17 protein-coding genes are annotated in these 20,353 nt (G+C 41.4%); 9 read left to right on the top strand and 8 right to left on the bottom strand.

Features of this window, described 5'->3' with window-relative positions; all coding sequences use genetic code 11:
* Nucleotides 1–33: 33 nt before the first annotated feature.
* From PSPO_RS20410 to PSPO_RS20385, 6 genes are all read right to left on the bottom strand, one after another.
* Nucleotides 34–807 (bottom strand): SDR family NAD(P)-dependent oxidoreductase, encoded by a 774-nt coding sequence (locus PSPO_RS20410; RefSeq protein ID WP_010558669.1) that lies wholly within the window; start codon nucleotides 805–807, stop codon nucleotides 34–36.
* 193 nt (nucleotides 808–1,000) lie between these two features.
* On the bottom strand, nucleotides 1,001–1,462 hold the full coding sequence (locus PSPO_RS20405; RefSeq protein WP_010558670.1) for a hypothetical protein: 462 nt from the start codon (nucleotides 1,460–1,462) through the stop codon (nucleotides 1,001–1,003).
* Between the two features lie 2 nt (nucleotides 1,463–1,464).
* Nucleotides 1,465–4,995, bottom strand: a complete 3,531-nt coding sequence (locus tag PSPO_RS20400) for a sulfatase-like hydrolase/transferase (protein WP_010558671.1) — start codon at nucleotides 4,993–4,995, stop codon at nucleotides 1,465–1,467.
* A 281-nt stretch (nucleotides 4,996–5,276) separates the two neighbouring features.
* Nucleotides 5,277–5,897 carry a hypothetical protein gene (locus PSPO_RS20395; protein WP_010558672.1) on the bottom strand — a complete coding sequence of 207 codons (621 nt, stop codon included), beginning with the start codon at nucleotides 5,895–5,897 and terminating at the stop codon, nucleotides 5,277–5,279.
* A 163-nt stretch (nucleotides 5,898–6,060) separates the two neighbouring features.
* The gene (locus PSPO_RS20390; RefSeq protein WP_010558673.1) at nucleotides 6,061–6,783 is read right to left on the bottom strand and encodes a LytR/AlgR family response regulator transcription factor; all 723 of its coding nucleotides are present in this window, start codon (nucleotides 6,781–6,783) and stop codon (nucleotides 6,061–6,063) included.
* 2 nt (nucleotides 6,784–6,785) lie between these two features.
* Complete coding sequence (locus PSPO_RS20385; RefSeq protein WP_010558674.1) at nucleotides 6,786–7,883, bottom strand: sensor histidine kinase; 1,098 nt, start codon at nucleotides 7,881–7,883, stop codon at nucleotides 6,786–6,788.
* A 242-nt stretch (nucleotides 7,884–8,125) separates the two neighbouring features.
* Between PSPO_RS20385 and PSPO_RS20380 the strand changes: the two genes are divergently transcribed.
* The 3 genes from PSPO_RS20380 to PSPO_RS20370 are packed head-to-tail and all read left to right on the top strand — an operon-like array spanning nucleotide 8,126 to nucleotide 11,296.
* The gene (locus PSPO_RS20380; RefSeq protein WP_010558675.1) at nucleotides 8,126–9,109 is read left to right on the top strand and encodes an SDR family oxidoreductase; all 984 of its coding nucleotides are present in this window, start codon (nucleotides 8,126–8,128) and stop codon (nucleotides 9,107–9,109) included.
* Between the two features lie 18 nt (nucleotides 9,110–9,127).
* Nucleotides 9,128–10,471 (top strand): NTP/NDP exchange transporter, encoded by a 1,344-nt coding sequence (locus PSPO_RS20375; RefSeq protein ID WP_010558676.1) that lies wholly within the window; start codon nucleotides 9,128–9,130, stop codon nucleotides 10,469–10,471.
* A gap of 33 nt (nucleotides 10,472–10,504) precedes the next feature.
* The gene (locus PSPO_RS20370) at nucleotides 10,505–11,296 is read left to right on the top strand and encodes a class I SAM-dependent methyltransferase (protein ID WP_010558677.1); all 792 of its coding nucleotides are present in this window, start codon (nucleotides 10,505–10,507) and stop codon (nucleotides 11,294–11,296) included.
* A gap of 115 nt (nucleotides 11,297–11,411) precedes the next feature.
* On the opposite strand, the gene PSPO_RS20365 is transcribed toward PSPO_RS20370, so the two are convergent.
* Nucleotides 11,412–12,254 carry a LysR family transcriptional regulator gene (locus PSPO_RS20365; RefSeq protein ID WP_010558678.1) on the bottom strand — a complete coding sequence of 281 codons (843 nt, stop codon included), beginning with the start codon at nucleotides 12,252–12,254 and terminating at the stop codon, nucleotides 11,412–11,414.
* A gap of 141 nt (nucleotides 12,255–12,395) precedes the next feature.
* Between PSPO_RS20365 and PSPO_RS20360 the strand changes: the two genes are divergently transcribed.
* The 4 genes from PSPO_RS20360 (at nucleotide 12,396) to gcvP (ending at nucleotide 17,926) form a co-directional block, all read left to right on the top strand.
* The gene (locus PSPO_RS20360) at nucleotides 12,396–12,992 is read left to right on the top strand and encodes a hypothetical protein (protein WP_010558679.1); all 597 of its coding nucleotides are present in this window, start codon (nucleotides 12,396–12,398) and stop codon (nucleotides 12,990–12,992) included.
* Nucleotides 12,993–13,242: 250 nt separating this feature from the next.
* Nucleotides 13,243–14,325: a glycine cleavage system aminomethyltransferase GcvT gene (gcvT, locus tag PSPO_RS20355; RefSeq protein ID WP_010558680.1), complete on the top strand. Its 1,083-nt coding sequence runs from the start codon at nucleotides 13,243–13,245 to the stop codon at nucleotides 14,323–14,325.
* A gap of 77 nt (nucleotides 14,326–14,402) precedes the next feature.
* Nucleotides 14,403–14,792 carry a glycine cleavage system protein GcvH gene (gene gcvH, locus PSPO_RS20350; RefSeq protein WP_010558681.1) on the top strand — a complete coding sequence of 130 codons (390 nt, stop codon included), beginning with the start codon at nucleotides 14,403–14,405 and terminating at the stop codon, nucleotides 14,790–14,792.
* Between the two features lie 242 nt (nucleotides 14,793–15,034).
* On the top strand, nucleotides 15,035–17,926 hold the full coding sequence (gene gcvP, locus PSPO_RS20345) for an aminomethyl-transferring glycine dehydrogenase (RefSeq protein ID WP_010558682.1): 2,892 nt from the start codon (nucleotides 15,035–15,037) through the stop codon (nucleotides 17,924–17,926).
* A gap of 68 nt (nucleotides 17,927–17,994) precedes the next feature.
* Here gcvP and PSPO_RS20340 read toward each other — a convergent pair whose 3' ends face one another.
* Complete coding sequence (locus tag PSPO_RS20340) at nucleotides 17,995–18,480, bottom strand: hypothetical protein (RefSeq protein ID WP_010558683.1); 486 nt, start codon at nucleotides 18,478–18,480, stop codon at nucleotides 17,995–17,997.
* 96 nt (nucleotides 18,481–18,576) lie between these two features.
* On the opposite strand from PSPO_RS20340, the gene PSPO_RS20335 reads away from it, so the two are divergent.
* Together PSPO_RS20335 and PSPO_RS20330 are read left to right on the top strand one after the other, a co-directional pair.
* Nucleotides 18,577–18,978: a hypothetical protein gene (locus PSPO_RS20335; protein ID WP_010558684.1), complete on the top strand. Its 402-nt coding sequence runs from the start codon at nucleotides 18,577–18,579 to the stop codon at nucleotides 18,976–18,978.
* Nucleotides 18,979–20,265: a DUF6575 domain-containing protein gene (locus PSPO_RS20330; RefSeq protein WP_010558685.1), complete on the top strand. Its 1,287-nt coding sequence runs from the start codon at nucleotides 18,979–18,981 to the stop codon at nucleotides 20,263–20,265. It begins immediately after the preceding gene.
* Nucleotides 20,266–20,353 lie beyond the last annotated feature (88 nt).

Genomic DNA, 20,353 nt, shown 5'->3' with positions numbered 1-20,353 from the left:
ATGTGATCCGCTTGATAAAATTACATCAATTGCTTACTTTTCCATAAATTGGCGCGACATGTTTAATACCATTTTACGTGGTAGCAATGGGATGATCCAATTAATCAAAAACTTAAGTGACGATTCGTTAAAGGTGACTAATTCGCCTTTTTGCATACCTTTGTAACCATATTCGGCAACAGAACGTGCTGATTTGGCATTTTTCCAAGCATCTAATCCATCAAGGTTTCCTGCTGCGACAAAGCCAGTATCAACAGTGCCTGGGCATAATGCTGTGACTGTAATATTGTGATGTTTAACCTCTTCAGCAAGGGCCTGACTAAACGAGGTAACATAGGCTTTGGTCGCGTAGTATACTGCTTGTAAAGGGCCAGGCATAAACGACGCAGTTGAAGATACGTTAAGTATTTTACCGTGATTACGCGCTATCATACCTTGCAAATATAAATGGGTTAAGCTGGTGAGTGTCATCATGTTTAATTGCATCATGGCGAGATCGTCTACCAGCGTACGCTCTACAAACTTGCCATGGCCGCCAAAACCGGCGTTGTTTATTAAAATATCAATGTTTAAACCAAGCGCATCAGTCTGCTCAAAGACCTGTTGTGCTGACTCAGGTAATGATAAGTCGGCGCTAATAACATGAACGCTAACGTCATGTTTTGTTTCGAGGGTGTGCTTTAATTCTGTAAGTTTATTTTCAGAACGTGCGACAATGACTAAATCGTCTCCATTCTCAGCGTGAATATGTGCCAGTTCTAAACCGATGCCACTAGATGCGCCTGTAATAAGTACTGTGTTTTTCATCTTTATGCCCTTTTAATGTATGTGTTTGGTATGGGAGCATATTAGGAAATAATGCACAGCGACCGTTAATCATAACGTGCCAACGACATATCAATTCGTGCCAATTTTTGTTAGTTACCTATTTGAAACTAAACGTGCATTTTGAGAAGAAAGTAAGGCTCCTGACCAGTAGCCTTACTTGATTGTGTTTTGTTTAACCTAGCGCTATTACTAAATCTTGGCGTTGAAAAATTACCGTATCACTTTTGCCGTTTATTGTGAGCTTCATAATGATAAAGTGATCTTCTGGTGTAAGTTTAAACCAAGGTAGCGCAAGTGATTTTGGTTTATTTTCACCGCTGCACGAAAACAAATACCGCATTTGTAATTGGCTATTATGGTGTGCAAGTCGATAAGCTTGTTTGGTTAATTTACACGAGCCATCGGCGTGCTCAATTTGCCACCCGCTAGAGATTGCATCTAACGTGGTGTCATGTTCTGCGTTTTCAGCCCCCAGTTGTTTGGCAATGGATTGTGCCTCTTTAATTGGGGTGGTTTGTAAAATTTCGATGCTATTTCCTTGTACGGTGACATCTATATTACTGGCATGCACCTCATGGGCTTGGCTGAAAAAGCTTACGCCAAGACCTGCAAGTAAAACTAAATACCGCATCATAATTAAAACTCCCTTCTAAAGCACTGGAATGAGCTGCTATTAAGGCTGCCGTAGTAATCTGGGCCATTAACCAGTGGGAATACAGGCGATAGGTTTTCATCCACACTGGTGTGATAGTGATAACCTAGACCATCATGGTCATGACCACTGTGTTCATCAAGGTACTCTTCACCTTGTGCTGTACACTGTGCATCATAGTAGTAATCTTCATAATAAATACCTGATACAGCAGGGCCATCGCCTGCGGTGAAAAAGTTAATAATGTCTGATGTTGCAGGACCAGCCGCCACGTTTTCAACGCCTAAGCTGATATTTTCTTCATCAATAAATTTACAGGTACGTTGGCCCTCGCTGCCACAGCCAGTTGCACTGTTTGCTGAATAATCACGTTTCTTCCAACAGCTTTTCGCAAGCACGTCTTTACTATGATACGGGCCGTGAATTGGGTAACCATCTCCTGCGTAACCATAAATCGGGGAGTGTCCTTTGCCTTCATCGCCGAGCTGTTGTTTTAAACACGCGTTATAACTGTGGTGGTGGTACATGCCGTTGCCTGAGTGGCCATTGCATACATCCATTGCGGCAGAGCGAAATGGCAGGGCAAAGTTATTCCAAACATCTTGGTTGTTGTAAGAGCTGGCATCAGACCAATTGTAAATGGGCACGCCGTTAACCCAAAGTCCAACAGGGCCAAGGCCAGTTTCACACTCTGTTTGTGTTGGGGTCGGGTTATTTGGAAAGGTTAGCGCCATGCCTGATTGAGACTCAGGGCATGCAGCACCCGCTTGTGGCCACCATCCATCGCCGCCTGTGTTACCACAATTTGCTGTCAGTCCAATATCTTGGCCGTAATCAATTTGCTGATTGAGGCTCAATACTTGGCCATTGGCATAGGCCGCTGCAGGTTTGCTTTGATAAACCGTCAGCACTTCATCGGTCACAACTACTTTGTAATTTGGAGTGGCATTGGTGGTTATTGTTGTTGACGTGCCATTGTCTTGCACAGACAACACATTCACCTCTACAAACGCACCACTATCCATCATATAACTTGATTGCTCATTGTGTTTATTAACAATCCAGCCGTCATTACTAAGTGCACTTAATTGACTGTCTAAATAGAAAAAGTCTGTTGGTAGGGATGCGCCAGCTGATATTAAGTCAGTTTGCTCTGAAATATCATTTTGTAAGTCATAAAAAGCGCGCGTACCATCAAGGTACTCAATGAGCTTATAACGGGCATTACGAATGGTGAAGGCTTCTTCATTTTGAGAAAAAGCGGTTTCACGCAGTGGTGTTGCGTTGGCATCATTAAGTAAATTGTTAAAGGGTAAGCTGTCGTGAATGGCCACTTCTTCTTGGCCTGCTATAGCCAAAATAGTGCTGAAGAAATCGGTGCCATTTAATACATTGGCTTCACGTTGCCCCTGACGCGTGACATTTTTGCCCGACACTATCATAGGTACGCGGATCCCACCTTCACTAATATTATTTTTACTACCAGATAACTCTGAATCTCTAAAGCGCGCTTGTGTTGGTGTGCCGTTATCGCCAATAAAAATCACCACCGTATTATCGCGTGTAGCTTGATCTAAACTATTTAACAAACGGTTTATTTCACTGTCGAGCGCCTCTACTGCTGCGAGATAATACGCGCGAGGATTCGCTTCAATATCAGCTTCATCACCACTCAAATTACGGCTATGTAATTCATTTGGCGGTAAATGGAAGGGAGTGTGGGGTGCGTTGTAACCCATCCATAAAAACCACGGGGTAGTTTGTTGATTTAGCCAGTCGATTGCCAAATTGGTTAGTACGGTAGTGGCGTATTCGGTTTGTGGCAGGGTTTGCCCATTTGTGGTTAATTCCCAGTTATAGTAATCGCTGACGGCGCCATTAAAAATGCCAGCGTAATAATCTAAGCCAAACGCTGCTGGGTGACTGCTGTCGCCACCTAAATGCCATTTACCAATTTTTGCCGAGGCATACTCTGCGGTATCAGGATGATTTTTTAACGCTTGTGGTAGTGACGTTTCACTTAGGCTCAGTTCGTCACCCGGTGCTAACACTTGCGTGCGTGTGCCATATTTTCCTGTAAAAATAGTGGACCGGGTTGGTGAACAAACTGGGTTTACCCATAAATTTTCAAACACAATGCCTTGTGCTGCAATTTCATCAATGGTTGGGGTAGTTGGTAAGTCGGTAGAGAAGCTGTATTGATTAGACGAATCTTGACCCAAGTCGTCGGCAATGATCAGTAATACATTCGGTTTGCTTGTATTAACTTGCGCTGACACCTTAACTGAAAACGTGTCGCTTACCGAAAGCCCAGCAGGGTCGCTGGCAGTTACGGTGACATTAATTTCGCCAGTTTGATTTGGGTTGCCAGACAAAATTAAGCCATCAGATGTTAAGCCTGAATCCGTTGGCGTAATCGCGACCTGAAAAGTCAGCATATCACCATCAGGATCGCTAAAGGTGGTATTGTTCTGGCTCATATCAAAGTTAAAATCTTGGTTTAATGTTGCACTTTGATCGGCAATTGGATTTGCAATTATCGGCGAGTTATTTTCATTTGGTTCAACCACGTACAATACAAAACTGGTTGAATCAAACAATCCACCATCATCGGTTGCTGTGACAGCAATGGTGTATTCGCCTGCTTGGTTTGGCATTCCAGATAAATGCGTTCCGTTGAATGTTAAGTCATCATTAGTTGGAGTGATTTGCACACTGTAAATGAGTATTTCACTATCAAGATCTTCAAAAGTAGAGCCATTTTGAGTGACGTCGAAATTATAGTTTTCACCAATATTTACTGACTGATTACTAATGCTGTTGGTAAGTTTTGGTGCACCATTTATGTTCAGCAAAAAGCTATCATTTGCTGATAACCCGTTAGGATCAGTCGCTGTAACGGTGAAAGTGATTGTTTGCGCAAGTGCCGGTGTGCCAGATAAAACACTGCCGTTTAATGAAAAGTCATTGGTTTGCGGTGATGTGCTAAATGCATAAGTGAGCTCATCACCGTCAGGATCAACAAAGGTTGTGCGATTTTGACTTATATCAAGTGAAACGTTTTCACCTAGGTTAATTGATTGATCAGGAATAGTTTTGGCTGTTTGTGGCGCACCATTAATTGTAAGTAAGTAGCTATCGCTTGCCGTTAAACCACTGGGGTCACTTGCTGTTACAGTGATGGTAATGGCTTCAGTTTGTTCTGGTGTGCCTGATAACACAGTACCGTTTAACGTAAAGTCATTGGTTTGCGGTGATGTACTAAACGAGTAGGTAAGTGTATCGCCGTCTGGGTCGGTGAAGGTTTGCCCCCCTTGAGAGAGATCAAATGAATACTGTTGTGACTGGTTGGTTGTTTGATCAGTAATCGCGGTTGTTAATTGTGGAGCTTGATTTGTAACCACTGGCGGAGTGACGTCGTTGTCGGGATTACTCTCGCTGCTGCCTCCGCCACAGCCAATAAGCGTTACGCTTAACAAACTAATTGTGAATAGAGAATTTAATTTATAAAGCACAACGCACCTACCTTATTTCAACTTCAGTGTAAAACGTTTAAAAAACTGAAGTATTGAATTTAAAAAATCATTAATAAAGTGTTAAGCAATAGAGTATAGAAGACAAGTAGGTTAGAAGCTTGAGTGCGTAAATGTTATGTAAAGATTTTGTTGGTTTGTAATAGTGTGTAAAGAGGTTTTGAAATTGAAACTTACTGGGGTAATTGTATTTAAGCTACTAAAACACAATCAAAGACGCGTTCCAACAAGTCAACTTGATGCTTTTGATATGTAGTACAACACTAATTCAGTCTATTTTTTAGTTTCGTTAGCGTATTTTGATAATTATATGCGAGCTCTTTTTCTTGCGCATGTAATTCTTGTAAAGTGCTTTTCAGTAAATACAGCGTTTCTTTTAAATTTTCAGCTCGCATACCTTCGCGCGAGTTCATAACCTCAACAAACTGCATTAAGGTTTTTTCAACACCCATTTGTTGTAATTTGTATACTTTAGAAATTAAAAAAGTGGTTTCAATATCCAGAGACACATCGCTGCTAGCTTGTTGTAGAGACTCCCATGCGGTACGACTTATAAAATCCTGCATTAAGCCTTTTGGCATTAACTCCAATATATAACTGCGAGGGTCTGTTTTAGCTGGAGCTTCTTCAAGTTGTATGATGGCATTATCAAACACTTCAATAAGTTGCTTATGGTATGGAGTCCAGTTGGTTAATACTGTTAGATTTGTGGTCAACTCAACTTGAATCATTTGTAAGGCACGTAATTTTTCTTGTTCAGCTTTCAATTGCCCGCGATATTCGTTTAGGAATAATGCTAGCAAAACACTAAAAATGATTAGGGAAGACTCAAATGCGATTTTGATAATGCTTTTTTTAATGGCTGCAGTGTCCGTTTTTGCCATGCTTGCTCCTTGACGTATTCGAGTTGAATTTTACATGCGTGTGTATTTTTAACATACACACGTTGGCATGTTGAGATCAAGTAACAATGTTTGATAAGTAAAGGCAAGACTTGACCCATCTACATAACAAAAATCACATTTAAGTGAACAGATTTTAACGCCCTTAAGCCAATTTATTTTTCAAATGTTCACGGTATTGGTCGCCAATTGGAATTTCAATCTCACCCAGCTCTAAATACTGGTGCGCATAAGCGCTAATATGATCAACATTCACAATAAACGAGCGGTGCACACGGGCAAAATTTTCAGGCAATTGGCTTTCAAACGCGCTCATACTGCTTTTGATAATATGGCTGCCATCACAGAGGAAGATTTTTATATAATCTTTTAACCCTTCTACATACAAAACGTTTTCAAACACAATGCGTACTTGCTTACGGTTTTCACGCACAAACATCGCATTTGGCGCTTGTTGCGTTGGCACATTCGGTTCAGCGTGATGTATGTTAGTTATGCGCTGCTTAAACTTTTCAACGGCTTTAAAAAAGCGTGAAAATACAATGGGTTTTAATAGGTAATCCACAGCATCGAGCTCAAAGCCTTCAATGGCATAGTCGCGATACGCGGTAGTAAAAATCACATAGGGTTTATGCGCCAGGTTTTGATAAAAATCAGTGCCTTTCAATACCGGCATTTCAATGTCTAAAAACAATAAATCAACGCTTTGGTTTTGCAACACTTGATGTGCTTCAATGGCGCTGTTGCAGCTGGCAACGAGTTCAAATTCAGCAAACTGCGCTAAGTGCATTTCAATCAGTTCGCGGCCAAGCGCTTCATCATCGACAATGATACAGCGATAGCATTTTCGTTGAGTTTGATTTGCCATACTTACTTTGTTTCCATGTTAAGTGTGAGGGTAGCCAAATAGCTATTTTTGGTATTATCAATGGTCAGTGAAAATGCGTTAGGGTAGAGCATTTCAAGTTGTTTGGTCATATTGGTTAACCCCACACTGGGCGAGTTTTTACTGGCTTCACTGTGCTCTGGGATTGAGTTCTTAACCTCAAAGGTGATTGCATCACGATTTGAAGTTAAAATAATGTCGACAAACGCGGTATTTAGCTCATTACTGGTGCTGTGTTTGCAAGCGTTTTCCACCAAGTTTAATAACAGCAAAGGGGCGATGGTATGGGGATGATTTATCTCGCTAGAAAAGCTCACTTCGAGTGTATCTGACTTACGAATGCACTCTAAATCAAGGTAGTTTTGTATAAGTGTAATCTCACTATTAAGCGACACATAGCGCTCGTTACAGCGATATACCACGTAATCTAAAATATCAGCTAGCTTTTCAATTACTAACGGTGTTTGGTCGGATTTTTTCAGTGCTAATAAATACAAATTATTTAGCGTATTAAAAATAAAATGTGGGTTTAGTTGGTTTTTTAAAGCGGCTAATTCGGCTAAGTTTTTCTGCTCTTTTAATTCCAAAATATAGCTTTGTTTTTTGTAAAACTGCCTTGCCATTAATACCGCCGTTGGGAAAAACAGTTGCGGCATTTTTGAAAAGACAATGTATTTCAATGCCCAAAAGCTAAATAAACGATACTGAATGCCTTGATCCTGCGTAACATACAGCAAATTTTGATAGGTTTCTGGGTAACTCGGTTCAATATAAAAATAGCGAACTGCAATCACCCAGTATGCACCAAGTAAAAGTACACTCAATAACGCGGCGATAAAAAGAGGCATTTGGTCTTTATCAAGTAACTTGGGCACTAAGAACTTTAAGGTTACAAATGCAACGACAGTTTGCGCAAACACAATGCTGCCGATGGTCTCTATTATTTCTTTAAATGATGCGTAGTTTTCCCAGTGCGGCCCCATATTCAATAAAAACACCAGTATCCAAAACGCTAACAGCCAAATATGTGTGCTGGTAAGCGTTGTTGTGGAATTGTTTGCTTTATTTAACTTATTCAACATCTTAGTTTGGCAGCTCTGAATATACTGGGTTATCGCTTTCACTATATCTTAATAACAAATCAAAGGGCTAGTGTGTAGACAAACGCATCGCTGGAGTCGACGAAAACAGCTTTTCTATCGCTTTTTATCAAAACGCCCATATCCCCAATTTAATCGCTAGTTGTAAGCGGTTGGTCGAGTAAATACACACGCACTGGAAAACCCATAACACTGAGTCTTACTTTTAATAGCAGGACATTATTATGCGTTTACTCATCACCCTTTTTATTTTAACCACACACATCGCATTTGCTGATGATAGACAAGCCGCCCTTGAGGCATCACATGCAAAAGCAGCAACAGTGCAAAACCAAAAAGCCATTTTGGTGACTGGTGCAAGTTCAGGCATTGGCCGAACCATCACTGAAACGTTAGCACGCCAAGGACACTTTGTATTTGCTGGCGCACGAAAGCAAAGAGACATCGATGCATTGAACCAACTTACAAATGTGCAAGCAATACGGTTAGATGTAACCATTCAGTCAGATATCGATGCAGCAGTAAACACCGTTAAAGCGTCAGGCAAGCAGCTTCATGGCCTTGTTAATAATGCAGGGGTTGCGGTGTTTGGCCCATTAATTGAAATCCCCGAGCGCGATATTGATTTTCAAGACAACGTAAATGTAATGGGGCCATATCGAATCACCAAGGCATTTGCGCCATTAATCATCGAAAACAAAGGGCGCATTGCCAATATCGGTTCTATTTCAGGATTGATGTCGAGCACCATGTTCGGCCCTTACAGCATGACAAAACATGCCATCGAAGCATTTAGCGAAGCGTTGTCAGCAGAAATGCGTAAGTTTGATGTGAAAGTCAGTGTTATTGCTCCTGGTAATTACAATTCCAATATTATGAAAAACCTGAAGCGTCGCTTGGAAAAGCAAGGGCATCATTTTGCCAATTCGCGCTATCAGGATGAATACAAACGTTTTGCCAAATTTACCAACCCTGATCGCAGCCGTTTTAAGGCGCCCGATGATGTTGCCAATGCGGTTGTGAAAGCCCTATTCGATGAAACGCCCCATTTGCGCTACCTAGTGGTGCCCAACGAGCAAGAGGCTATGTTGCCAATTAAAAACACGCTCAAAAAAGTAGCAGAGCTCAATGCCTCACATGCGTTTACGTTCGATAAAAAACAGATGTTGGCGTGGCTGTCGCACGAAATCGACAAAGCAAATCATTAGCGTGTAAGGAGTGATAGCATGCCCAGCCAAACACGTAAATTGAGTATTTCAGGTTTATTAAACACCTTATCGCAGGTTAAATCGAACGAGCAAACTGCCACACTTGCGGCATTTATTATGGCGTTTATTTTAATGGCGGCGTATTTTGTGCTGCGCCCAGTGCGTGACGCCCTTGCCAGCGATTGGAGCGACAGCGAGGTGAGTTTTTTATGGAATATGCAGTTTGTTATTAGCTTAGTGATTGTCTCTGTTTATGGTTTTGCGATTGATAAGCTCAAGTTTAAGTACATAGTGCCAACCGTTTATAGCCTATTCGCGGGCAGTTTTATCGCGTTTTATTTGTTAATGCCGCTGTTTTCCTCCGCTGTTTTGATTGAAAAGACCTTTTATGTATGGGTGAGCGCATTTAGCTTATTTCATATTTCGGTGTTTTGGAGCTTTATGTCCGACACCTTTAATCAAAAACAAAGCACACGTTTATTTCCCATAATCGCAGCGGGCGCAAGTGCTGGGGCGATTATTGGCCCGTCTATTCCGTCACTGTTTGGCAGTGTATTAGATGAAGGGCAGCTTATGTTAGTTGCCGCCTCGGCCTTAATGCTGGTGGTGCCTCTCACTTTATATATTTACCGTTTAAAGCATACGCAACTTCACAATACGCAGCATAGCTTTGATGCAACTACATCATCATTGGCACAAGGCTGGGCAAGCGGGTTTAAATCACTCGTTTCAAATCCAAAACTGTTAGGCATTGCCGCATTTATTTTGCTCTATGTATTTATAGGCTCATTTATTTACTTTGAACAAAAGCAATTACTGGCGCCGTATTCGCGGGCAGAGCGCACACAAATATTGGCAAGCATTGATTGGTTTGTGAATGTGCTGACCTTTGTTATGGCGTTTTTTGTTTCTGGGCGCTTGGTTAAAAAGGCAGGGCTAGGTGTGTCTTTGGCGCTAGTGCCACTTTTGTTAATGGCTGGTTTATTGATTTTGGCATTTGCGCCAAGCGTGATGGTGATTTTGGTGATTCAAATTGTACGCCGTGCAGGTAACTACTCACTTACCCGCCCTGCGAGGGAAATGCTGTTTACTCAAGTGACGGTAGATGAGCGTTTTAAAGCAAAACCGGTAATTGATGTAGCCGTTTATCGTGGCGGCGATGCGGTAAGTGGCATGTTATTCGCGGGGTTAACCGATGGCTTAGGACTTGGATTATTTGCAGTTTCACTGGTTGGGGCGTGTATCGCATCACTTTGGGCGTTTTTTGGTTTTTTGCTCGGAAGAGGCTATGCGAACCCACATTTATCAAAAACAGCGAATGCTGAATTATCACCATTAGCAGCAAGCCGTTCGAATGCCTAAAGAGTGTGAACCAAAAACTTTTAAGGAGAAAAGATGCACGTTAAATACCTTTTGCTGATGATGGTTTGTGTGAGTTTTTCATGTATTGCTTATGAACCCCTCTCACTCACTCGATTACAAACATTGTTAAATGAGCCTAATCGCTCAGATGTTGATAAACAGCACGATGCAAATAGAAAGCCAGCCCAAATAATGCGTTTTGTTGGCGTTGCCAGTGGGCAGACCATACTTGATATTTACGCTGGTGGCGGCTGGTACAGCGAACTTTTCGCCCGCGCTGTGGGAGAGCAAGGTAAAGTCTATGCTCATAACGATACGCTTACTTGGCGCTTTGGCAAAAAAGAGATGTTGGCGCGCTCTAAGCGCCAAACGCTAAAAAATATGATGCGCTTTGACCAAGTCGCAATAAACGAGATTCCGCTGCCTTCGTCGAGCATTGATATTGCGTTTATGGGCATTAACTATCACGACTTATTTTTCACTCATCGAAATCGCAATGGTGAACGGCATATTATGCGCGATAAGATTGTGGATTATCGAGAGGCTTTTAGCCATATAAAAAACTTACTTAAACCAGAAGGCGTGCTGATCATTATTGATCATCATGCCAAGGCGGGTTCTGGTTATGAAGCTGCTAATGATTTACACCGAATTGACGCAAATATAGTGAAGTATCAGCTGCAATCACTGGGGTTTGTTTTAAAAGAAGAAGCCTTTTATTTGCAAAACCCAAACGATGATTTGGAACAATCGGTATTCGCGAAAGGTATTCGAGGTAAAACCAGTCGTTTTATTTTAAAGTTTGGTAAAGCAGAGCAACATTAGCGTTGGCAAAGTGTTTATTTAATAGTGGTTATTAAAAGTGCATATACAAAAGTAATGCTGTACATCAGCATTACTTTTATAAGGTGAGTACTCAGGCGATTAAAGTAACTAGCCGTTACTTTAATCTTAATTGAATAAACTCAGCGAGTTTATCAACCGCGTGGGATTCTTCGCTTTGTTTTATTAAGCTAATGCCCACTTCACCAAGTTCAGGCAGTTGGTTGGTGGATTTTGCCCAGTTTAAGTCGTTTGGTACCGTGTGTTTGGCAAGTACGGTAATGCCTAAGTTTTCTTTGAGTGCAGCGCTAATGCCAGCAAGGTCGGCATTAGTATACACAATACGCCACTTTAAACCGGCTTTTTCCAGTGCTTCAATGGCACGGCGGCGATAAATACAGCCTTCTTCTGCGGCAATTAGGTTAACCACTTCGGTATTAATGTTATTTACATCGCCTACCCAAACTAGCTCATCATCCATAAAAATAGGGTATTTAGACTGCTCAGGGCCTTCCAGTAGTGCCAATATTAAATCGTATTGTTCGCGGTTATCGCTATGGCGTAGCTTTTTGCTGAGCTCTGATTTTACCTCTAAAGCAACGTCAGGGTAGAGGCTTACAAAATCACCAATAATCGCAGGCAATACCGTTGCTGCAAATTCGCTTGGAATACCCAAACGCACTTTCCCTGCTAATACCTCAGAGCTAAATGTTTGCAAAATAGTGTCGTTTACTTGAAGCAGTTGCTTTGCTAGCGGCAGTAAAATCTCTCCATGCTGGTTAAGTACTTGGCGCTGGCCTTGCTTTTTAAACAGCTTATTACCTAATAACTCTTCTAAACGCTTAATCTGCAAACTTACAGCAGGTTGCGATAAACCAAGCAATTCACCCGCTTTGGCAAAACCGCCAACCTCAACCACTGTGATTAAGGTGCGCAAGCTATCGGTTGGGATATTTTTCATAAAGCACTCCACACATTACATTTTGAAATTTATTTTTGTTTAATGATTAGTATTATTTATCAATTTATAAAAAAATACAATTTGATTGTTGCAAGGTGGCCTAACATAATTTTGATTGTTAATTTTCACTGGAGATTGGGCATGACAATACAAGTGCCTCACCTATTTGGTAGCCATCAACATGCATACACGGGCGCAAACGAATTTGCGCAAATGAACGACCGCACCATTATTGATGTGACGGGCAGCGCTGCGTTACCGTATTTACAAACACTTATTTCCAGTGATGTACGTCATTTAACTGTTCCGGGAATGGGGCTTCGTTGCACAGCAAAAGTAAATGGCCATGAAATTGCGCTTGAGCTTTACTACTTTACTGAACTGGCGTTTCGTATTTTTGTTGATAACGATATTGCACCGGCTTTAGTTGCTGCGTTAAGTGAAGGGGAAGAGTCTCACGATATTGATGTGATCACCCGTAATGACCTACGCATTTTAGCGCTGCGTGGTGATAACGCCTTTAAGAGCTTGTTAAGCGAATTTTCACTAACCGCAGGTATTATTTTAACTGGTGAGCAACAGCGATACGCGCGCCAATCGGGTAATGTGTTTTTAACGGCAACCCATTTAGAAAGTCATAAAGGCTTTGAGCTAGTCGCAAAAAGCGACGAACTCGCTAAATGGCAAAGTCGATTTAATGCACTAGGCTTTAGCGAGCAAGCAGAATTACTAGTTTAAGCAAAGGCTTAACAAACTTAATGGCGGTTAGATTGACCGCTATTTTATATTTAGCGTTGTAATCAATTTAATAAATAAAAATTATTGAAATAAATTAATTACATAATGCGTAAAACTTATAACTTTTCTGGGTGCGAAAGCCATATTGTTTCGGTATAATCGCCGCCCATGTTATTCCCTCAACCGGACAATTGTCCTGTTGAAGCCACGCCGCACCAAGTGCGGGTAGATTTGAAAGTGTAGGAATATTATGACTTCAAAAACTGTATTACACGCCAAGCATCTTGAAGCGGGTGCAAAAATGGTTGATTTCCACGGCTGGGAAATGCCAATCAACTATGGTTCACAAATCGAAGAGCACCACGCTGTTCGTCAAGATGCCGGTATGTTCGACGTGTCACACATGACAATCGTTGACGTTAAAGGCGAAGATGCAAAACCTTTCTTACGTAAACTAGTAGCAAACGATGTAGAAAAACTACAAGTTGCTGGTAAAGCGTTATACACAGGTATGCTTAACGCCGAAGGCGGTGTAATTGACGACCTTATCATTTATTTCTTCACTGAGACTGAGTACCGCCTAGTGGTTAACTCAGCAACACGTGAAAAAGACTTAGCACACATTGGTGCAGTTGCAGCTGACTACAAAGTAGAAGTTACAGAGCGCCCAGAGTATGCAATGATTGCCGTACAAGGCCCGAATGCAAAAGCAAAAACGGCAACAATTCTTGACGAAAATCAACAAGCTGCCGTTGAAGGTATGAAACCATTCTTTGGTGTGCAAGCGGGTGATTTATTTATCGCAACAACTGGCTATACTGGTGAAGACGGTTATGAAATCGTTGTTCATAACGACGGTGCAGAAGCGTTATGGCAAGCACTTTTAGACGCAGGTGTACGCCCAGCAGGCCTTGGTGCACGTGACACGCTACGTTTAGAAGCAGGTATGAACCTATACGGCCAAGATATGGACGAAACGGTATCACCACTTGCAGCGAACATGGCTTGGACACTGGCTTGGGAACCTGAAGATCGTGACTTTATTGGTCGTGACGTAGTTGCTAAGCAGCGCGAAGAAAAAAGTACTGACAAACTAGTTGGTTTAGTGCTTGAAGAAAAAGGTGTACTACGCGCTGGTCTTAAAGTAATTGTTGACGGTGGCGAAGGTGTGATTACTTCTGGTACATTCTCACCTACACTAGGTCACAGTATTGCCCTTGCGCGTGTGCCACGCTCAACTGGCGAAACTGCACAAGTTGAAATGCGTAAAAAGCTGGTAGACGTTAAAGTTGTTAAGCCGTGCTTTGTACGTAATGGTAAATCAGTAATCTAAATCGATACGGGGTGTCGCAAAATACCCCAAATACCACTATGGTATTTAAATTAATTTAAACCGAAGGATTTATAAGAATGAGCAATATCCCTGCCGATTTAAAATATGCATCTTCACACGAGTGGGTTCGCGCTGAAGGTAACGGTGTTTACTCAGTAGGTATCTCTGAGCACGCACAAGAGCTATTAGGTGATATGGTTTTCGTTGACCTACCAGACGTAGACGACGAAGTAGATGCAGGTGAAGACTGTGCAGTAGCAGAATCTGTAAAAGCAGCGTCTGATATTTACGCACCAATCTCAGGTACTATCGTTGAAATCAACGAAGAACTTGAAGATTCTCCAGAAACAGTTAACTCTGACCCATACGGCGACGGTTGGTTATTCAAAATCAAAGCGTCTGACGAGTCAGAACTTGATAACCTACTAGACGCAGAAGGTTACGAAAATTCGATCGACGAAGACTAATTCTTCGTATAAAGAATTACAGTGAAAAGCTCCAATTTTGGAGCTTTTCATGTTTTTACACTCAGTAAATATTTAAATCTTTTATTTAAAGATAAAAATTTTAAATATTTATTAAATTTTTGATTAGTAAAACCAATCATTCATACCGTTTATAAAGGTTAGTTTGAAAGGTTGCCTAACCTTACTGAGCACACAGTATTGTTAGCTAGTCGTGTATGTAAATGCCATAGGAAGTTAGACACATGTCAAACGTAAAATCGCTTGAACAACTTGAGCAAAAGCAAGATTTTATCCGCCGCCATATCGGTCCGGACGCAAACCAGATTTCAGCAATGCTAGCTGAGCTGGGCGTATCAAGTGTTGAAGAGCTTATGAACGAAACCGTGCCTGCAAGTATTCGTTTAGAGCAAGGTCTTAGCATTGGTGAAAGCCGCACTGAAGTTGAAACGCTTAGCTACTTAAAATCAGTAGCAAGCAAAAATAAGATTTTTAAATCTTACATTGGTCAGGGCTACCACCCAACGCACACACCTAACGTAATTTTACGTAACGTGTTAGAAAACCCAGGTTGGTACACAGCATACACGCCATACCAGCCAGAAATCGCACAAGGTCGTTTAGAATCACTGCTTAACTTCCAAACGCTTTCTATGGATTTAACCGGTCTTGACCTTGCGTCTGCGTCATTACTTGACGAAGCAACTGCTGCTGCAGAAGCAATGGCACTTGCAAAGCGCGTATCGAAAGCGAAAAAAGCAAACATCTTCTTTATTGCAGAAGACGTACACGCACAAACAATCGACGTTGTTGCAACACGTGCAGAACAGTTTGGTTTTGAAGTAGTTGTTGGTCCAGCGGCAGATGCTGTAAACCACGAAATCTTTGGTGCGCTGTTCCAATACCCAAGCACAACGGGTGAAGTTGTTGACGTACAAGGCCTAATCGCTGACGTACAAGACAAAAAAGCAATCGCCTGTGTGGCAGCAGACATCATGTCACTTATTCTACTTAAAGCACCAGGTAAACTAGGTGCAGACGTAGTATTAGGTTCTGCACAGCGTTTTGGTGTACCTATGGGTTACGGTGGTCCACACGCGGCATTCTTCGCAACACGTGATAAGTACAAGCGTTCACTACCTGGCCGTATTATTGGTGTTTCAAAAGACCGTTTAGGTAACGATGCACTACGTATGGCAATGCAAACACGTGAGCAGCACATTCGCCGTGAAAAAGCGAACTCAAACATTTGTACTGCGCAGGTGTTACTTGCAAACATGGCTGCGTTCTACGCGGTTTACCACGGTGCAGAAGGCCTACGCACAATCGCATCACGCATTAACCGTTTCGCTAGCATTTTAGCAACAGGCTTAAAAGCAAAAGGCGTTACGCTTAAGCACGATACTTGGTTTGATACCATCACTGTAACCAGCAACAAAGATGAAGTTGTTGCACGTGCAGAAGCAGCAGAGATTAACTTTGCTAAAAACCACGACGGTGAATTCTCAATTTCAGTTAACGAAACAACTACACGTGAAGACGTTGCTGAATTATTCGACATCATCCTAGGCGCAGGCCATGGCCTTGACGTTGCAGCACTTGATGCACAAGTAACAGCTGACAACATCACAGGTATTCCAGCTAGCCTAGTACGTGACGACGAGTTCTTAACGCACCCTAATTTCAACAGCTACCACAGCGAAACTGAAATGCTGCGTTATATCAAGCGCCTAGAAAACAAAGACTTAGCGCTTAACCACTCAATGATCTCGCTTGGTTCATGTACCATGAAACTAAACGCGACAGCTGAGATGATCCCAATTACTTGGCCTGAATTTGCAAACATGCACCCATTCTGCCCGCTTGACCAAGCAGAAGGTTACCAAGTAATGATCAACGAGTTACACGACTGGTTAGTAGATGTAACGGGTTACGATGTAGTATCAATGCAGCCTAACTCAGGTGCGCAAGGTGAATATGCAGGTCTTATCGCGATCCGTAAATACCACGAATCACGCGGCGAAGGTCACCGTAATGTGTGCTTAATCCCAAGCTCTGCACACGGTACTAACCCTGCATCTGCGCAAATGGCAAGCATGAAAGTTGTGGTTGTTGAGTGTGATAAGCAAGGTAACGTTGACGTTGCTGACCTTAAAGCAAAAGCAGAAGAAGTTTCAGAAAACCTATCTTGTATCATGATCACTTACCCGTCTACACACGGTGTATTTGAAGATACAATTAAAGAAATCTGTGACATCGTTCACCAGCACGGCGGCCAAGTTTACATGGACGGCGCGAACATGAACGCACAGGTTGGCGTAACTAGCCCAGGCTTTATCGGTTCTGACGTTTCGCACCTTAACCTACACAAAACATTCTGTATTCCACACGGTGGCGGTGGCCCAGGTGTTGGTCCAATCGGTGTTAAATCGCACCTTGCACCATTTATGCCTAACCACAGCGTGATTAACGTACCGGGTACGACTGAAGGTAACGGCGCAGTATCAGCAGCACCTTATGGCTCAGCAGCAATTCTACCTATTTCATGGGCATACATCGCAATGATGGGTTCGGAAGGCCTTAAGCAAGCAACTGAAACAGCGATTGTGAATGCAAACTACCTTACTGAAAAGTTAAGCGCGCACTACCCAATTTTATACCGCGGCCAAAACAACCGCGTTGCACACGAGTGTATTGTTGACTTACGCCCACTTAAAGAAAGCTCAGGCATTTCTGAAATGGACGTAGCAAAACGCTTAATGGACTACGGTTTCCACGCACCAACTATGTCGTTCCCAGTAGCTGGCACGCTAATGATTGAGCCAACTGAATCAGAAAGCAAAGTAGAGATCGATCGTTTCATCGAAGCGATGATCTCAATCCGTAAGGAAATTGCTAAAGTTGAATCAGGCGAGTGGACAGTAGAAAACAACCCATTAGTATTTGCACCGCACACGCAAGCTGACGTACTAGGTAACGAGTGGGAGCGTGCATACGACCGCTTTTATGCAGCATTCCCAGTACCAGCAGTAGCAAAAGACAAGTTCTGGCCAACAGTAACACGTATTGATGACGTGTTCGGCGACCGTAACTTGATCTGTTCTTGCCCTGCGGTTGATACGTATCGTGATGAGTAAGTCTTTGACTTAGTTATAGAATGTAATTAAAAGCAGCCGGTTGGCTGCTTTTTTTGTTTGGGGAATTCTCAGTTAGATGTTATTTGAAGCTTTTTGGAAAGTTTATCTAAAAGAGCAATTGCGATGTGCCAATTATAGCCAAATATAAATCCAAAAACGGCAAAGCCATATGGAGGCTGCGCTGCTGTATCTTTACTTAATTCGTTTCCTGATAAGAATACGAAGCTGGCTTGCACTAGACAAAATGCCAACACGCCCAAGGAAATCGATAGTATTGGACTTAAAAAGTACCCAATTGAAAGTGATGAATCAAAGTTCTTAATATGACGGTGTAATGAAGTAAAACCAAGTATAGCAGCTCCTAGAAGAGATCCAAAAAGGCAAGATAGGAAAGAAATGAATACATTGCTGCTTTGGGCCGAAATAAATTCATCTACTAGCAAAAAATTTGTACTAAACCAAATATCTATTAAGCAAATTAATGCAGTTATAGAGTAACAAGTCATATATATAATTATGAAAAAAATAATGAGCTTTAATTTTTTGTTCTGCAATTCAAATCTCCTTTTGTATGATGTAGTATATTATGCAGCTTTAAATCAATGATTTGTATACCTATTGGCAAATGGATTTAGTTAAAGGATTATAAGATGCCACTTCCGAAGTATAATTGGCCAGAGTGTTACCCTGATGATGTTCCCTGTGGCAAAACCGTAGCAGCTAATGGCGATGCTTATAGGTTAGTAGACACTATTCCTCCAACAAGTGCAGACTTTAAGATGTATAAAGAGGACTGTCCGCATCATAACCTTCCTAAAGATCAAAAAAAATATGCATTCGGAGTTTCCTTTTGGGCAACTCTAGAAGCTGCAAAAGAAGTAAAGAGAAGATACCCTCGCGCAAATCAGTTTGGAAGAAAAAAAATTGCTTTGATTGACTTCAAACAAGAACTAGGTGTTATTGCGATCGACCAGCCTAGAGAAAATCATATTAGCCTTTGGAAACAGGAAGGTTACTGTCCCTCAGAATGTTTTAAGAAGGAGGAAGTATAAATGTTACTACCTAAAAAAACTTTCTTAGGACATTTAAAGCTATATGAGGTATATGATGATTATTTTGGCCCAAAGTGTTTTACAGTTAAAAACCAGTTTGGCCAAATCTATTTAGTGTATTGGAATGGAGATGATAATAACGCTACTCAATGGTTATATGTGCTAGTTACAGAGAGCAAGCTAGATCTGATTACACAGTGTTCTATATGTATTAGAAAAGTATTTCAAGAACCTGAAGCAGGTCAAGTTTTTGGCGTTACGATTAATCAAGATGGCGAATCAAACATTAATGTAATGGGCTTTCTTGACGAGGAGTCGTTGCCACCTACAGAAATGTATATAAATCCAAGTTCTATAGTTACTCACCACCCTGAAGCTGAGTGGGGATTTAAGGTCAAAATTGCGAAGAAAAATCGCAAGCATGAAGCTCCTGAAAGGAAAAGTGTTACAAAAATAATTGATTCATTTAGTGAATTACTTGAATCCCTTATGAAGGGTATTAACTGTGGTAAACGAACAGAACCTAGGATTTACCCTTTAGCAGCCAGCTTTGGCTCATTTGAAGTAAGCCTCAAAACTAATGATAATGAAGATGCGGCAGTTGCAATTGAGCAATTATATGAGCTTTTGACTTCTACTGAAGATTTAAATCATAAACTAAACAATTTAGGTCTCGATCCATACAGGCTTCAAGAGCTTTTGGAGATTATTAGAGATAATCATGCTGTTTTAAAAGTGACACCTAAAACAAACGCGTATTTGGAGAAGCCATTTGATTTCGGTAAAGTAGGATTAAATGAACTAATTGATAAGTTGAATTCAATGAATTTAACTTTTATTGATTCCAAAAAAGTACCGCAAGCAAATGATATCAAACGAGTAATCAATATAGTACGTAAAAAGGCATTGGGCGAAGAGGTAACCTATCAAAATATCGAAGGGATTAGCTCTGATAGACAATTAAAATACCACCTCCATGCTGCTAAATGTCTAGGATTATTGAAAGATAATTACTCTATTAGTGCATCAGGTAGATTTTTTTCATTGATAGATACAACTGATGGGCAATATTCTTATTTAGCTAATCAATTCGAAAGTGCGGAGTTTGGCTGGTGTTGGATGAAGTGGGCTAAAGTGAGTAGTATTACAAAACTAGATCCATCAACTGCGGCGGATTTTGTAAAAGAATCTGTAAATGGTTTAAACGAGGGAACAAGTGAAAGGAGGGCTACTTGCCTTTCATCTTGGTTGAAATTATTACAACCTTTTGCACAAAAATATGAATAGAAATTTGAAATAGGCCAAAGTCGTTGGTTGAAGAAAATAACAAAGACACCCACTCTAACTCTAATTTGATTTAGTTTGGGTGTTTTTC

Source organism: Pseudoalteromonas spongiae UST010723-006, assembly GCF_000238255.3.
GTDB lineage: Bacteria > Pseudomonadota > Gammaproteobacteria > Enterobacterales > Alteromonadaceae > Pseudoalteromonas > Pseudoalteromonas spongiae.
Note: the sequence above shows the minus strand (reverse complement) of the source record. Positions and strands in the feature narration are given on the sequence as shown.

Coding starts and splice junctions, on each gene's coding strand:
- PSPO_RS20385 (WP_010558674.1), bottom strand. CDS start 7,883: ATGTTGAATAAGTTAAATAAAGCAAACAATTCCACAACAACGCTTACC.
- PSPO_RS20335 (WP_010558684.1), top strand. CDS start 18,577: ATGCCACTTCCGAAGTATAATTGGCCAGAGTGTTACCCTGATGATGTT.
- PSPO_RS20330 (WP_010558685.1), top strand. CDS start 18,979: ATGTTACTACCTAAAAAAACTTTCTTAGGACATTTAAAGCTATATGAG.
- gcvH (WP_010558681.1), top strand. CDS start 14,403: ATGAGCAATATCCCTGCCGATTTAAAATATGCATCTTCACACGAGTGG.
- PSPO_RS20390 (WP_010558673.1), bottom strand. CDS start 6,783: ATGGCAAATCAAACTCAACGAAAATGCTATCGCTGTATCATTGTCGAT.
- PSPO_RS20375 (WP_010558676.1), top strand. CDS start 9,128: ATGCCCAGCCAAACACGTAAATTGAGTATTTCAGGTTTATTAAACACC.
- PSPO_RS20365 (WP_010558678.1), bottom strand. CDS start 12,254: ATGAAAAATATCCCAACCGATAGCTTGCGCACCTTAATCACAGTGGTT.
- PSPO_RS20405 (WP_010558670.1), bottom strand. CDS start 1,462: ATGATGCGGTATTTAGTTTTACTTGCAGGTCTTGGCGTAAGCTTTTTC.
- gcvT (WP_010558680.1), top strand. CDS start 13,243: ATGACTTCAAAAACTGTATTACACGCCAAGCATCTTGAAGCGGGTGCA.
- PSPO_RS20370 (WP_010558677.1), top strand. CDS start 10,505: ATGCACGTTAAATACCTTTTGCTGATGATGGTTTGTGTGAGTTTTTCA.
- PSPO_RS20380 (WP_010558675.1), top strand. CDS start 8,126: ATGCGTTTACTCATCACCCTTTTTATTTTAACCACACACATCGCATTT.
- PSPO_RS20360 (WP_010558679.1), top strand. CDS start 12,396: ATGACAATACAAGTGCCTCACCTATTTGGTAGCCATCAACATGCATAC.
- PSPO_RS20410 (WP_010558669.1), bottom strand. CDS start 807: ATGAAAAACACAGTACTTATTACAGGCGCATCTAGTGGCATCGGTTTA.
- gcvP (WP_010558682.1), top strand. CDS start 15,035: ATGTCAAACGTAAAATCGCTTGAACAACTTGAGCAAAAGCAAGATTTT.
- PSPO_RS20395 (WP_010558672.1), bottom strand. CDS start 5,897: ATGGCAAAAACGGACACTGCAGCCATTAAAAAAAGCATTATCAAAATC.